Here is a 12,945-nt window from a genome sequence, read left to right as displayed (position 1 = left end):
TTATCTGCTTCAATATTTCACTAAATAAAAGATTAAATATTGGCTTTAATTCGCGCAGGGTACTGATTTAAATCAATACTTGAACCGTCGTCACTATAAGGCCAGCGGCTAGTATTGACAGGGAGATGCTGTTGGTGGATTCGACTGTATTTGTCTGCAGCAATCAATGTCGCAATGTCATGATCTTTAATGCTATATGCTTGCACGAGTTCAACGGGATATTGTGTGCGTTCAAAAAATTCAGCTTCTGTTTCACCTTGATGTAGCGCAAAGATGCGTTCTACAGCAGGTAAATACACGCCATATGCTAACCATGAGTCTACGCCTTGAGAGGCTTGAATCTCAGCGGTCGATTTCATATTTGAAATGACTTTACCTAAAATGTCTTTTTCACCTTTCGATGTAAAATATTCAATATATTGATGTTCTGCTTCTGCAAATTTTTCTAATGATGGCAAAAATTGGTTAATCGACATTTTTATCCCTCTTTTCATTTGTACAGCAATGGCTGTCTAGGATGAAAATTAAAATACCATAAAAAATATATGGGATTAAACCATTTCTTAAAATTTTTATTTACAAACTTTCTAAAAATATCCAGACAATTTCTGTCGAGAATATACGATTGTATTAACAGGTCTACATCTTAATTTTTGTTGAAAAGTGAAATACCTGTCACATTAATAATGATTCTACCAATAGAAAATATTTAGATTTTATTTGAATTGTTAATAAGTGACAAAACACGGCAATTGAATGATTAAAAAAAAGAAAATAGCATTAACTTTGTTGTAAATTATTGATTTATATATTTTATGTAAGTCTCTTTATTTAATTTTATTGTGGCTAATTGGGGAATAGTAGTGAAAAGTGTGATAGATTTTTCATATAACAAATTATCAATTTGTATTGTGTCATTAATGTTAGTTGCTTGTGGTGGTGGAGGCGGTGGTGATAGTTCAGGTGGCTCTGCATCAACTGCCAGTTATCCAGAACCAACCCAAGATATTGTGGATGAAACAAGCATTGGTTTTTATGACTACGATGCCAATGATGCTGTTCGTGAAATACGAAATGATTTAGTCGGCAGCTTTTCAGCTCAAGTTCAATTTGGTCAAAGTCATGTTGTCGATCCGAATGCGAACGAAGCCAAGAAAATGCCACGGTTAACCAGTGAAAAAGAAGCGCTGCTTATCGTGACGCCAACACTTGATATGCAAAACATCAAGCAACTCAAAGTAGAAATCTATCAAAACAACCGCTTAATTCGTACCGCGACATTGGATGATCCGACGCAAATGCCTGTTTCAGACCAGAGTGGGCAAAGAGGTCGTCCAGATGTTTGGTACAGTAAACGCGCGTGGACCACGAAACTCAATTGGGATGAAGTTAAACCCGGTCTAAGATTAAAATTTATCGATGCAAATAAAGTCAGCGGTGAATTGGCTGAAGATAAAATCGATTTTGCTGCACCAGGTGAATTGGTTTTAAATAATATCCGTGTTGGTATGTTGGCAGATAAGCCAAATTCTACCGGTCACTATATGCTGCTTGAGCCTGAAAAAGCGGGTACCGATTATTTCCAAACCATTCCTGCAGCAGAAATGACCGTTGCACAATATGATGATATGCAGTTAACACGTGCAATGGTTTCCTCAGGTGTTATTTATGACAGTAAAAGTGCCGGAGATGGTGGTGTTTATGCAGGAGACATGCGTGAAGATGTCGGTAAATCAACCTTTAGTGTCGGTATAAACCTTGCCAACTGGGGCATTACCAGTGCATCTATGGCCAACCAGAGCCAGCCACAATTAACCCAAACAGTGGTTGTCCATCATACAAAGGGGAACTATGCCAATGGTGTGCATACCCATGGCCTGAGTGGTGGTAATGGTATGCTGACACTTTATGATTCTGTAGGGAATGAATTTAGCCATGAAATTGGCCATCACTATGGTTTAGGGCATTACCCTGGTCAGGTGGGTGACAACCTATTTTGGGCTGCACACCATGCGGATAGTGGATGGGGTTATATTGCTAACCGTCATATGATGCGCGGTAATTTATCGTGGACGGCGACATGGAAGTGGGATGGTAGCAATGGGATCCCTAATTTTAAAAATATGTTCCCATACGGTAAAGATGCGATGTCTGGCGGATATACCGATAGTAATGTATCACGATATACGCATTACACGGGCTACAGTACATTCCTGAAAATTCAACCACACTTTGACCGTTATGTCTGGGATGAAACTTCGCCTACCGGCTACAAAAAGTGGAACAAAACCACTCGTGAAATGGAAGTCGCTCAACCGAAGATGCCAAATTCTACGGCTCCGGTTTGGTATAACGCAGATCAAAATTATCCACGACCCCGTGTATTTGGGCAGCCTGTCATTACAATTTTAGGAGGCTATGATCCTGTCAATCAAGTCGGTTTGTTATATCCTGCGGCACGTTCAAACTGGGGTAATGTTTATGATTTAACGGCGGCCAATACGGCCTTAGACCAAGCTGCATGTTGGTTGAATGTGCAATACACGAATAAAGTCAACAATATTGCTTTAGCACCTGTACGACTAGGCAGTAATGCCAATAAATTGCATGTCAATTTAGCTTTGGCAGATCAACCACAGAAAGTTGATTTGTATTGTAAAAAAGCAGGTGAAGAAGCCAAGTTATTAGCAAATATTGATATTCCAGTCTACAGCACAGCGATCAAGCCAGCCGTCAAAATTGGACGTCAGCATGGTTATAGTGCATTGCGTGCTATCGAACTTCCTCAATTAGAAAGTGCTTTGGAAGCGCAAGCTGTAAATGCTGTTGTTGCACTAAATCCAACTGAAAAAATGCTGTATAAGTCATATAAAAATGACAAGTCATTGATGAATAGTGTGGCGCGTCAGCAATTAACCCGTTATGAGTCACAACAAAACACAGCATACCGACTAAATCGTTGGATGAATGTGTATGCACAAGATCTAACCAATCAAGTTCCTGAGGCACAAAGCGCACTCGACGCATTTATGACAAAGCTTTCAGTATCTCAGGAAGGTTTGTTTGATCAGGCAACATTGATCAAAAATGGTAATAACTGTTTGAAAGCAGAAACATTAACCGATGGAAAATTAAACTTATATATTAGTGGTCCAAGCGGATGTACTGCGGACGAATCGGAACAGTGGGTATATGATGCGATTGGTCGGATACACAGCAAGTCAAATCCAGATCAATGCATAACAGGCAACGGTGGTTCAGCTAAAGTGACGCTAGAACGCTGCATGTTAAACCAAACCAACCAAATTTGGACCATGGACCCTGCGACTACAACGATTCGTCAAAGTGGTCAATGTATGGATTTAAATACGGGACGTTTGCAAAATAACCGTGCGGATTTAATTCGATATAGCTGTACCAATGGTGCCAATCAGCGTTGGACAAATTTGACAGCAAGCCAAAACTTATTATGGACATATTTATCAGCGACGAATATGAAACTGATTAATAAATAATCTGTAAATAGAAAATAAGGTCCATCGAGGACCTTATTTTTTTGCTTTTAAAAACCTATAGGTACAAAAAAAGCCCTAAAAAGGGCTTTTTTTATCGCAACAAATTAGTTAGCTAAAGCTTTAACTTGTGCATTTAAACGGCTCTTATGACGAGCAGCTTTGTTTTTATGGATGATGCCTTTATCAGCCATACGATCGATAACAGGAACAGCTTTTTTGTAAGCTTCTGTAGCGACAGCATAATCACCAGCAGCAATAGCAGCTACTGTGCGTTTAAGATAAGTACGAACCATAGAACGTAAGCTTGCGTTGTGTTGACGTGCTTTAACGTTTTGACGAGCACGTTTTTTTGCTTGAGCAGAGTTTGCCACTCGTGCACTCCTTGAAATAGATTGGTCTGGGCGGGCTGAAATTACATCTGAAAACCAACATCAGAAGAACTATCACCAGCCCGTAAACAAGTGCCATATTGTGATTAAACTAAGCGCTTAAGTCAAGTCTTGACATGCTTTGACAACATTTTAGATGCAGAAAAATTTTAAAGAAAACGTTAGATTAGTCTAAAGTGATTGAGATTGTATGAAAAATGACTAAAAGTATAGAGAATGCGATTGTCATCGGAGCAACAGGATTGGTCGGGCGGGAATTGGTTCGTCAGCTCAGTCAAAATACAGGATGTAAGAATATTACGGCTGTGGTACGTCAACGTGACCATGAACTGAATGGATTGGCAAAAGTTCAACAAATGGTGATCAGTGACTTTCTTTCCCTGACTCAGGATGATGTGCGAGATTATAGTCATGCCTTTAGTTGTTTAGGCTCGACGATTAAAAAAGCAGGGTCTAAAGATCATTTTTATCATATCGATTTTAGCATCAATGCACATTTCGCTGAATTATTAGAATATACAGACACACATCTGATCATTGTCAGTGCAATGGGTGCAAAAGCCAATTCCGCGTTTTTTTATAATCGAGTCAAAGGTGAATTGGAATATTATTTAAAAACCTTAAAGTTAAATCAACTTTCGATTTTAAAACCTTCGCTGTTACTTGGCGAGCGTCATGAATCGCGACGTTTAGAAGATGCGACACAGAAACTTTATATGCGCTTTTCGCATTTTGTACCTGACCGTTTTAAATTTAAGCCAGTGACAGCACAGCAAGTGGCTCATACTATGGTCGAGGCGGCACAAACTCAGACTGAAAAGTTCGAGATTTATGATAATTTACGCATACTAACAATTAAATGAGGGAAATACCGTGTCTACAGTTCCATTCGTCACCTGTGATTTACTTGATGATCATCCAGATAAAGAATTACAAGTGGTGATCCCGTCGTTGGATGGTAAGTTCTTTCAAAGTTATGGTGCACGAAAAAGTTTTGGCGGTCAGGTGATGACGGTCAAATGTTTTGAAGATAACTCTCGTGTTAAAGAATTATTGGCAACCGATGGTACGGGTAAAGTATTGGTTGTGGATGGTGGTGCGTCGATGCGCTGTGCCTTGATGGGTGATATGATTGCTGAATCTGCAGTTAACAATCATTGGAATGGCGTCATTATTTACGGCTGCGTGCGTGATGTTGATGCGATTGCCGAACTTGATTTAGGTGTGCATGCTTTGGCTGCGATTCCACAAAAAAGTAACCGCAAAGGCGTGGGTGAAACAGATATTCCATTAAGTTTTGGTGGTGTAAACATTCAGTCTGGTGATTTTATTTATGCTGACAATAACGGCATTGTTGTTTCAAAAGAGCAATTGGTTGTTCTTTAAGTGGGTTTGAGTTTTTAGTCATGGAATCAGTTGGCATTGCTTACTTATATACGACGATATAAATCTGGAAAAAATACAAACTTCAGCTGAGGACTCTCGGCTGTTGTATAAAAATACGAAATAAAAGAAGAAAGGAAGAATATATGTTGTTGCATCAATTAAAAGTGGCGCAAGCGTTGCTCTCAGGCGTAGCAGAGGGCGGACGAGGTACAAATGGGACGCCTTATCCCAAACAACCTGATAAAGCCCTTAAACTGTACGAATTTGAAGGTTCTCCGTATTGCCGTCGTGTGCGTGAAGTTTTGACCACACTTAATTTGGATTATGAGGTTTACCCATGTCCCAAAGGGGCTAAAAAGTACCGTTTAGAGGTACAGAAATTAGGTGGAAAACAGCAATTCCCTTTCTTGGTGGATGACAATACTGGGGATCGTTTGTACGAATCTCAGCAAATAATTCATCATCTATTTAAACATTATGGCAAAACAGGTCAGACTCCTAAGAAATATGCCAATTATCCTAAAATTCCGTATGTTGCCTATGTTGGAACCTTAATTAATGGGGCTCAAGGCGTGTGGGTGCAGCGTAAAGTCATTCATCGTGATGCTCCAAGTCAACTCTTAGAACTATGGGGTTTTGAAGCGAGTCCATATACACGTATCGTACGTAGCGCATTGTCTGAAATGGAATTGGCATATATCTTTCATAATGTGGCTAAGGAACGTTGGCAAGATCAGGGATTAGCGGTAATGCGCTTAAGACCTGGTAAATATGTACCCCTGAAAGGTGGCAAGCGTGAACAAGTGTTAAAAATCATGGGGAACAATATTCAAGTGCCATATTTGAAAGATCCTAATACTGGTGTAGAACTTTTTGAATCTGAAAAAATTGTAAAATATCTGAAGAAGCAATATTTGAGCTAATCTCACTCAAGTTTAAGCTAAGTGCAGTGTATAGTCAGACTGATGGCTATACACATATTGTAATGTTAAATGGATTTAAAATTAGAAGAAAAATGCATCATAGCTGCATCAATTGAATTAGAATAAATTGTTAAAAAATAAGAAATTTACTTAATTATAGGGATATCCTAAAAGGATTAAACTCATTAATGTAAAAGACATTTCATTTTTTCGGGGGAAGTAAAATCATGTCACCACAAGAAGTCATACTACCCGTACCGGTGCTCGTCGTTGAAGATGAGGAAATTATTCAATTACGTTTACGTCAAATTTTGACAGAGCTGGGTTATAAGCGTGAAGAGCTTATCTTCACCAAAAATGTTAAAGAATCTATTCAAGCCGTAGAGACCCAACCGATATCCTTAGCCTTAGTTGACTTAGGTTTGCCTGATGGTAGTGGTATCGAAATTATTGAAAAAATACGTTCCCTCGAAAGTAATACCATGATCTTGGTTGTCTCTGCATGGAGTACACAAGAAAGCTTATTTGCCGCAATTAAAGCAGGTGCAACGGGCTATGTATTAAAAGAACGTGATGATGCTGAAGTACTTTTATCTATTCGGAGTATTTTACGTGGTGGGGCGCCGATTGACCCATTTATTGCACGAGAAATCCTTAAACAAATATCCGAAGCCGAAGCGCCAAGTCCAGAACAAACAGTCGCCGATGAAGCAGACCTGAACCTCTTGACCAGTCGTGAAAAAGAAATTTTATGTTTGGTTGCTCAAGGTTTGAGTAACCGTGAAATTGCTGAACAGCTTTTTGTTTCTCGCTATACGGTAGAAAGCCATATTAAACATATTTATCGCAAATTAGCCGTAACGAAACGAACCAAAGCCGTGAGTACAGCAAGATCTATGGGTATTCTATAATGCGTAAAGGAGGATATTTTTTCTTATTTATCCTCTGTTTAGTATGGGGGAGCTTGAGTCATGCAGAGCAAGTTTTCCCTGTAAATGATCAATGTAATGTAACTGTGAATAGCATTTCACGGGTGAAGACACCATCCAATCAAGAATTACCCAGAACTGGATGGAAAACCACGCAATTACCTGACCGTTGGAAAGAAGATAAAGACTGGGAGGGTTATCAAGGTGGTGCTTGGTATAAATTAGACTGGTCTTGGTACTGTAAAAATAATGCGCGTTTGGCAGAACCCATCGCACTATATATTGATTATATCATTAATACGGGTTCAGTCTTTCTGAATGGCGACTTGCTGTGGACCAATAAAAATCTTCAAGAACCGGTCTCTAAAAGTTGGAATGTTGCACGCTATTGGATTTTACCGATAAGTGGAATCAAGCATGATCATAATGAAACCTTGATCTATGTGTATGGTTACTCGAGTCTAAATGCTGGCTTGGGTCCGGTGAAATTTAACAATGTCATGGCAACAATAGAGCAGGCCGAAGAAGCCACTTGGACTCGTCGAACCATATTACAATTAAATATTTTTCTTTCCGGGGTCTTGGGTCTAATTTGCTTCATTATTTGGTTGATGCGACGTCGGGATACTAGTTTTGGCTGGTTTGCGCTTTCAACGGTGTTGTGGATTTTATTTCTCAGTAATGCACTGACCACTGAAACCTTTCCGTACCCAGATTCAATATTTTCCACCAAAGCCAATCTGATTTTTGCAATGCTGTACTTTCAGTGTTTTAGTATCTATATCTTGCGCTTTCTTGGGCGTAAATTTCCACGCATTGAACTGTCGTTTACCATGCTGACAGCTGCACTGATTGGTGTGGTATGTATCTGGCCGTTTGAGCGAAATGCGGAAATTTCGAGCCTTATTTTCTTATTATATTGCAGCCTCTTTTTTATCACTTACATTTATCTTTGCTGGATTAGTTTTAAAGAAAGAAGAAGGGATTATACTTTATTAGCACTTTGTTTGACTGCGATTATTGTGATGGTCATTGCAGACATCACAGTACTGGCCCTCTTTCCAAAACATGGTTTTACACCGTTATCTCCATTTACCTCACCGATTATTACCTTATTTATCGTGGTGATCTTGGGGGCGAGACTCAATCGGAATATACAGAAAATTGAAAAATATAATGATGATTTGGCATTTGAAGTTCAGAAAGTCAGTGATGAATTATGCAGTAGCTTGAATGATAAACATCAGCTTGAACTGAGTAATGTACGCTTACAGGAACGGATTAAATTATCACATGATCTGCATGATGGTCTGGGCGCATCTATTGTGCGCTCGATGATCTTGGTTGACCAATGTGAAAGTAATATTCCAAATAGACAGTTCTTGTCGATGTTGAAATTACTTCGGGATGATTTAAGACAAATTATTGATAGTGGATCATCTTTGGACAGCAAAGTGCCAGATTCACCTTTGCTCTGGATCGCACCAGTTCGACATCGCTTTAGCCAGTTGATGGATGAAGTGGAAATGAATGCCAAATGGTGCATTCCTTCGCAGTGGGCGATCAAACCAACGGCAATTCAGTGCCTGACTTTAATACGAGTGATTGAAGAAAGCCTGACCAATATTGTGAAACATAGCCAAGCAAATCATGTCAATGTGACGCTGTCACAATTCGAGAATGGTGCATTGTTATTATCCATTGAAGACGATGGCGTCGGTTTTGATGTTGAGAGTGTTTCTAATCATGGCATGAGTATTGGGATGCGAAGTATGAAAATGCGTGTAGAGCGTATAGGCGGAAATTTCAAAATTCATTCTCAGCAAGGCTGTACGATTATTCATACAGAAATTAATTTAAAATCAGCTGCATAATAATATGTTGAAATAATAAAAATGATGATCAATTCGATATTAAGTCATCTAAAGCGCATTGCATTCTTCTGCTGTGTCACTTTTATCGCCGCTTGTGGTTCGCAGGATCAAGCGCCTAAACCGGGTGAGTATGGGCAGATTTTGTTCCAACAAGCAGTATTAAGCACAGAAGAAATTCAGCAATTACTCACAGAAAGTCAAAGCGATACAAGTGCAATAAACACTAAAAATTTTGCAGTGGATTACACGGCGACATCGAGCCAAAACCCATATCGTGCAGTCTGAACCGTACCGGTTTTGTCGGAGAGTCAATATTCTGAGAGACTATCCCGATGACAAAATTAAAATATACCCCTGAAATCAGAGAAAGAGCGGTTCAATTATTGATTGAATCTGAAAAAGATTATCCTTCTACTTGGGCTGCAATCACAGCTATTGCACCTGAGCAGCATGCTGCGCAAGGGTTGTACTCCTGAAACATTGCGTGTTTGGTATTTAAAGCATATGGATCAACTAAATCCTGCCAAAGTACAACAGATATCTGATCAAGAAAAAATGAAGCAAATGGAACGTGAAATTAAAGAATTAAAACGTGCCAATGAAATTCTACGTAAAGCAGCCGCTTTTTTCGCCCAGGCGGAGCTCGACCGCCCACACAAATAATGGTGGATTTTATCCAGAACAATAAAGATCGATATGGTGTTGAAGCGATTTGTAGAATTTTACCGATTGCAGCTTCGACCTATTATCGGGCTTTAGATCTCGTTGATAACCCAGAACATCGAGCGAAACGTGCTCTGCATGATTTACATCATGCAGAGCAAATCAAACGTATTTGGAAAGAAAGTTTAGGTCGATATGGTGTGCGTAAGGTCTGGCAACAATTGAAACGTGAAGGTTATGTTATCGCACGTTGTACAGTTGCTCGATTGATGCAGAAGCTAGGTATACAAGGTGTTTGGCGTGGTAAGAATAAACAAACCACCCGCAGCCGAGATGATCAAAAACGAGCAGATGACTTAGTAAAACGCAATTTTAATGCAGATCATCCTGACCCTTGCGAAGCAGTGCTTCTCAGGTCGCTGACTTCACGTATATTCAAACTCATTCAGGCTGGGTCTATACCGCCTTTATTATTGATGTGTTCTCGCGAGCAATTGTTGGATGGAAAGTATCAACACGTATGAATACAGATATGGTGCTCGATGCACTGGAGCAAGCATTGCATGATCGAGGCATGCCAAAGAACGTGATTCATCATAGTGACAGAGGCGTGCAATATCTTTCCATTCGTTATACCAATCGTTTAGAAGCAGCAAATTTACGAGCATCAGTCGGTACGACCGGTGATTCATACGATAATGCTTTGGCTGAAACGGTGAATGGCTTATACAAAACAGAGGTGATTGAATATTTAAAAGCGGATTGGCAAGGTTTAGCGGATGTACAACTTGCGACACTAAACTGGGTAGATTGGTTCAATAAAGAGCGTGTACACAGTGCACTGGGTTATGTATCACCTTTTGAGTTTGAAGCAATGTACTATGATAAGATTAATCCGTTAGGTCAGGTGGCCTAACTTAAATAAAAAAGTCTCCGACAAACCCGGTACGGTTCAGTCTTGTTGGTCAAAGGTAGGGCAATGACCAGTGGTGAGGTATCTGTAAAATTTCAAATTGATAACTACAATGCCGCTATTCAACAAACCTCAAGCAATCTTATGCAAATGGATGCAGGTATTGATCAGGTTGAACGATTAGAAACATTGGATGCAGGACAAGAATTTATTTTTGTTATGGACGGTGCGCCTTTTTCAGTCAATGCTGCCATTGATCCAAATAGTATGACCAGTCAACTAAGTTTGTTAGAGTCGAGGAATGTGGAGTTTCAAAGTATTTAATTACAAATTTGGCAAGGCAAAGGTAGTCAATACGGTGTAATGCGCTATCTGTGGTTTATTGGATTTGTGTTGTTGATAGTATGGGTTTATCACGTCATCGTGGAAAAAAAAGCCGATCAAGTCGAAGATTTTTTAAATCGTAGAAAGCGAAAATAATGCTATTCAGTAGCATAAAAAGGGAGCGTGACGCTCCCTTTTTTATTGATTTTATTCAGCTTCTGTTGGGACGAGCATGAGTACAGATTCATTTAATAGCATGGCAATATCTTCTAAAATATCAGCATCATATAAAGATTCGTCTAGCGCTAGACTTTGACCATCGGCAATGGTTTTTAAATGCAATGCAAATTCGTCTGAGATACAGATTCCTTCACCATTTGCCCAAAACAAAATATCACCATCTTGCTCTGTGTAAAGTAAGCGTGAAGCAGGTTCTAACATGAGTTGATAGCCTTGATCTAGAGCCTCCTCTAAATCACCAGTGCCGATTTCTTCTGCTTCAGGAATATTGTCAGGATATTTAGGTTCTGACATTAAGCTCATGATTGCATCTTCAAGTACGGTTGAATTTTGCAATTGTTCAAATAACTTTTCTTTTAAATACTCAAGTTCATTTTCAGTCACTTGGCCAATCGCACTGATTTGGTCACGTAAAATGTCAGTTAATGGATTTTTAAGTAGAGGATTGTCTGTGAATTTGTCTGTCACTCGATCCATCATTTCAGTGACATTTGGCATGCGGAAGCCAAATGAATACGTCAGACATTCATCTTCAGCTACGCCATAGTGTGATAGGCCTGGTGGCACATAAAGTAAGTCGCCGGGAGCAAGCACTTCATCAAAATGAACGTCCATTTCTGGCAGTAAGCGAAGTGGTTGACCTTCGACAAATGAAGTATCTGCATCACACATCTGACCCAATTGCCAACGACGGTGACCATAGCCTTGTACGAGGAATACATCGTAAAAATCAAAATGTTGTCCGACAGAGCCGCCTTTTTGTGCATACGACACCATGATGTCATCACGACGCCATTGCGGAATAAATGAAAACTGCTTCCATAGCTCGGCTAGGTCAAAAGAATAATGATCGACAGCTTGAACCAATAAAGTCCACAGTTTCGGCATTTTTTGAAAATCGGCTTTAAGTAGTGGAGAAGATTTTACTGTCCATTGGTTAGGATCACGATCTTTTTGTTTGATGAGACGTGCAGTGACATTGTCTTCTAAAGCCAATTCAAGAACGTCTTTCGGTTCAAGTATTTGGGCAATTTCAGGGAGTGCATTACGAACCAATAATGGTTTTTTCTGCCAATATTCGGCAAGGAATTGTTCAGCGCTGATACCGCCGAGGATGTCAAGAGAATGAGCCATAGCTAAATACATACAATTTTAATGGATATATTGTCCCTTGAGATTCCTGTTTTTAGCAAGGCTCTATTTCATTAAATTATTGCGATTAACTTGAGACTATTTTAAAGGATTGTCTTTGAGATATTGCATGACTAATTTTTCAACTTCCAAATCATAGCTATTGGCAGCAGCCGTAGTCGCTGAAAATTTCATGAATTGCTCAAAATGTGCATTGGTATCAATTTTAGTATTTTCTTTATCAGACATTAATTTGAAATGATTCGGCATGACTTTTGCCATCATTTCAACGTTTTCGGTTTGTAGTTTTAGAAGTTTTTTCACTTCAACTGTTTGTGGTTGAATGCTTTCAAATTTTTGTTTGCCTAGAGCAACCAGTTTATTGATTTGTTGTTCTGGTGAGTTACTCCCACCGGTTTTGGTTTTAGTGCCTAGTTGTTGAATGATTTGCTCCTGCATTGCAGCGCCTTGTTGTTCTAATTCAGCATAGATAAATTTATATTGAACCCATTCATTGACTAAGTTTTTATTGTATTGCTGAGAGTTGGTCACAGTTTGATTCACTGTATTGGTATGACCGTTTGTCGAACAAAATAGAAGGCTAATGCTAATGAGGCTAGATGAAATTAAATTAAACGTTTTCATGTTTTCAGTTCTT

Annotated in this window: 12 protein-coding genes, 1 pseudogene and 1 other annotated feature; of the genes and pseudogenes, 9 read left to right on the top strand and 4 right to left on the bottom strand. The window is 39.3% G+C overall.

Annotated features, from left to right (window positions below; translation table 11 throughout):
• Positions 1 to 32: 32 nt before the first annotated feature.
• On the bottom strand, positions 33 to 476 hold the full coding sequence (locus AC4CU0_RS08490; protein ID WP_078189203.1) for a hypothetical protein: 444 nt from the start codon (positions 474 to 476) through the stop codon (positions 33 to 35).
• Between the two features lie 444 nt (positions 477 to 920).
• Between AC4CU0_RS08490 and AC4CU0_RS08485 the strand changes: the two genes are divergently transcribed.
• Complete coding sequence (locus tag AC4CU0_RS08485; RefSeq protein ID WP_490742930.1) at positions 921 to 3,515, top strand: M66 family metalloprotease; 2,595 nt, start codon at positions 921 to 923, stop codon at positions 3,513 to 3,515.
• A gap of 104 nt (positions 3,516 to 3,619) precedes the next feature.
• On the opposite strand, the gene rpsT is transcribed toward AC4CU0_RS08485, so the two are convergent.
• The gene (gene rpsT / locus AC4CU0_RS08480) at positions 3,620 to 3,886 is read right to left on the bottom strand and encodes a 30S ribosomal protein S20 (RefSeq protein WP_078188707.1); all 267 of its coding nucleotides are present in this window, start codon (positions 3,884 to 3,886) and stop codon (positions 3,620 to 3,622) included.
• Positions 3,887 to 4,101: 215 nt separating this feature from the next.
• On the opposite strand from rpsT, the gene AC4CU0_RS08475 reads away from it, so the two are divergent.
• The 8 genes and pseudogenes from AC4CU0_RS08475 to AC4CU0_RS08440 all read left to right on the top strand — a co-directional run bounded on the left by AC4CU0_RS08475 (position 4,102) and on the right by AC4CU0_RS08440 (position 10,916).
• The gene (locus AC4CU0_RS08475) at positions 4,102 to 4,767 is read left to right on the top strand and encodes an NAD(P)H-binding protein (protein ID WP_490742929.1); all 666 of its coding nucleotides are present in this window, start codon (positions 4,102 to 4,104) and stop codon (positions 4,765 to 4,767) included.
• Positions 4,768 to 4,777: 10 nt separating this feature from the next.
• Positions 4,778 to 5,290 (top strand): ribonuclease E activity regulator RraA, encoded by a 513-nt coding sequence (rraA, locus tag AC4CU0_RS08470; RefSeq protein ID WP_168377554.1) that lies wholly within the window; start codon positions 4,778 to 4,780, stop codon positions 5,288 to 5,290.
• A 143-nt stretch (positions 5,291 to 5,433) separates the two neighbouring features.
• On the top strand, positions 5,434 to 6,213 hold the full coding sequence (locus AC4CU0_RS08465) for a glutathione S-transferase N-terminal domain-containing protein (protein WP_490742928.1): 780 nt from the start codon (positions 5,434 to 5,436) through the stop codon (positions 6,211 to 6,213).
• 227 nt (positions 6,214 to 6,440) lie between these two features.
• On the top strand, positions 6,441 to 7,124 hold the full coding sequence (locus tag AC4CU0_RS08460) for a response regulator transcription factor (protein WP_078188703.1): 684 nt from the start codon (positions 6,441 to 6,443) through the stop codon (positions 7,122 to 7,124).
• 53 nt (positions 7,125 to 7,177) lie between these two features.
• Positions 7,178 to 9,016, top strand: a complete 1,839-nt coding sequence (locus AC4CU0_RS08455; protein ID WP_490742927.1) for a sensor histidine kinase — start codon at positions 7,178 to 7,180, stop codon at positions 9,014 to 9,016.
• 21 nt (positions 9,017 to 9,037) lie between these two features.
• Entirely contained in the window at positions 9,038 to 9,301 is a 264-nt protein-coding gene (locus AC4CU0_RS08450) for a hypothetical protein (RefSeq protein ID WP_490742926.1), read from the top strand.
• Positions 9,302 to 9,348: 47 nt separating this feature from the next.
• Positions 9,349 to 10,595 (top strand): annotated as a pseudogene (locus AC4CU0_RS08445) (IS3 family transposase).
• Positions 9,637 to 9,753: a sequence feature (AL1L pseudoknot), on the top strand. Its footprint overlaps the pseudogene before it by 117 nt.
• Positions 10,596 to 10,658: 63 nt before the next feature.
• A complete protein-coding gene (locus AC4CU0_RS08440) occupies positions 10,659 to 10,916 on the top strand; it encodes a hypothetical protein (protein ID WP_490742925.1) in 258 nt (85 codons plus the stop codon).
• A 207-nt stretch (positions 10,917 to 11,123) separates the two neighbouring features.
• On the opposite strand, the gene AC4CU0_RS08435 is transcribed toward AC4CU0_RS08440, so the two are convergent.
• Complete coding sequence (locus AC4CU0_RS08435; RefSeq protein ID WP_490742923.1) at positions 11,124 to 12,290, bottom strand: ribosomal protein uL16 3-hydroxylase; 1,167 nt, start codon at positions 12,288 to 12,290, stop codon at positions 11,124 to 11,126.
• 96 nt (positions 12,291 to 12,386) lie between these two features.
• Positions 12,387 to 12,932, bottom strand: coding sequence for a hypothetical protein (locus tag AC4CU0_RS08430; RefSeq protein WP_180155508.1), 546 nt, complete (start codon positions 12,930 to 12,932; stop codon positions 12,387 to 12,389).
• Positions 12,933 to 12,945: the final 13 nt, after the last annotated feature.

It is taken from the genome of Acinetobacter sp. LipI_15, assembly GCF_058242865.1.
This window is presented reverse-complemented; position numbering and strand designations above follow the sequence as displayed.

What these genes read in the sequence shown, in the direction of transcription:
- AC4CU0_RS08490 (WP_078189203.1), bottom strand. Translation starts at nt 476, where the DNA reads ATGTCGATTAACCAATTTTTGCCATCATTAGAAAAATTTGCAGAAGCA.
- AC4CU0_RS08485 (WP_490742930.1), top strand. Translation starts at nt 921, where the DNA reads ATGTTAGTTGCTTGTGGTGGTGGAGGCGGTGGTGATAGTTCAGGTGGC.
- AC4CU0_RS08475 (WP_490742929.1), top strand. Translation starts at nt 4,102, where the DNA reads ATGACTAAAAGTATAGAGAATGCGATTGTCATCGGAGCAACAGGATTG.
- AC4CU0_RS08465 (WP_490742928.1), top strand. Translation starts at nt 5,434, where the DNA reads ATGTTGTTGCATCAATTAAAAGTGGCGCAAGCGTTGCTCTCAGGCGTA.
- AC4CU0_RS08460 (WP_078188703.1), top strand. Translation starts at nt 6,441, where the DNA reads ATGTCACCACAAGAAGTCATACTACCCGTACCGGTGCTCGTCGTTGAA.
- AC4CU0_RS08450 (WP_490742926.1), top strand. Translation starts at nt 9,038, where the DNA reads ATGATGATCAATTCGATATTAAGTCATCTAAAGCGCATTGCATTCTTC.
- AC4CU0_RS08440 (WP_490742925.1), top strand. Translation starts at nt 10,659, where the DNA reads ATGACCAGTGGTGAGGTATCTGTAAAATTTCAAATTGATAACTACAAT.
- AC4CU0_RS08435 (WP_490742923.1), bottom strand. Translation starts at nt 12,290, where the DNA reads ATGGCTCATTCTCTTGACATCCTCGGCGGTATCAGCGCTGAACAATTC.
- AC4CU0_RS08430 (WP_180155508.1), bottom strand. Translation starts at nt 12,932, where the DNA reads ATGAAAACGTTTAATTTAATTTCATCTAGCCTCATTAGCATTAGCCTT.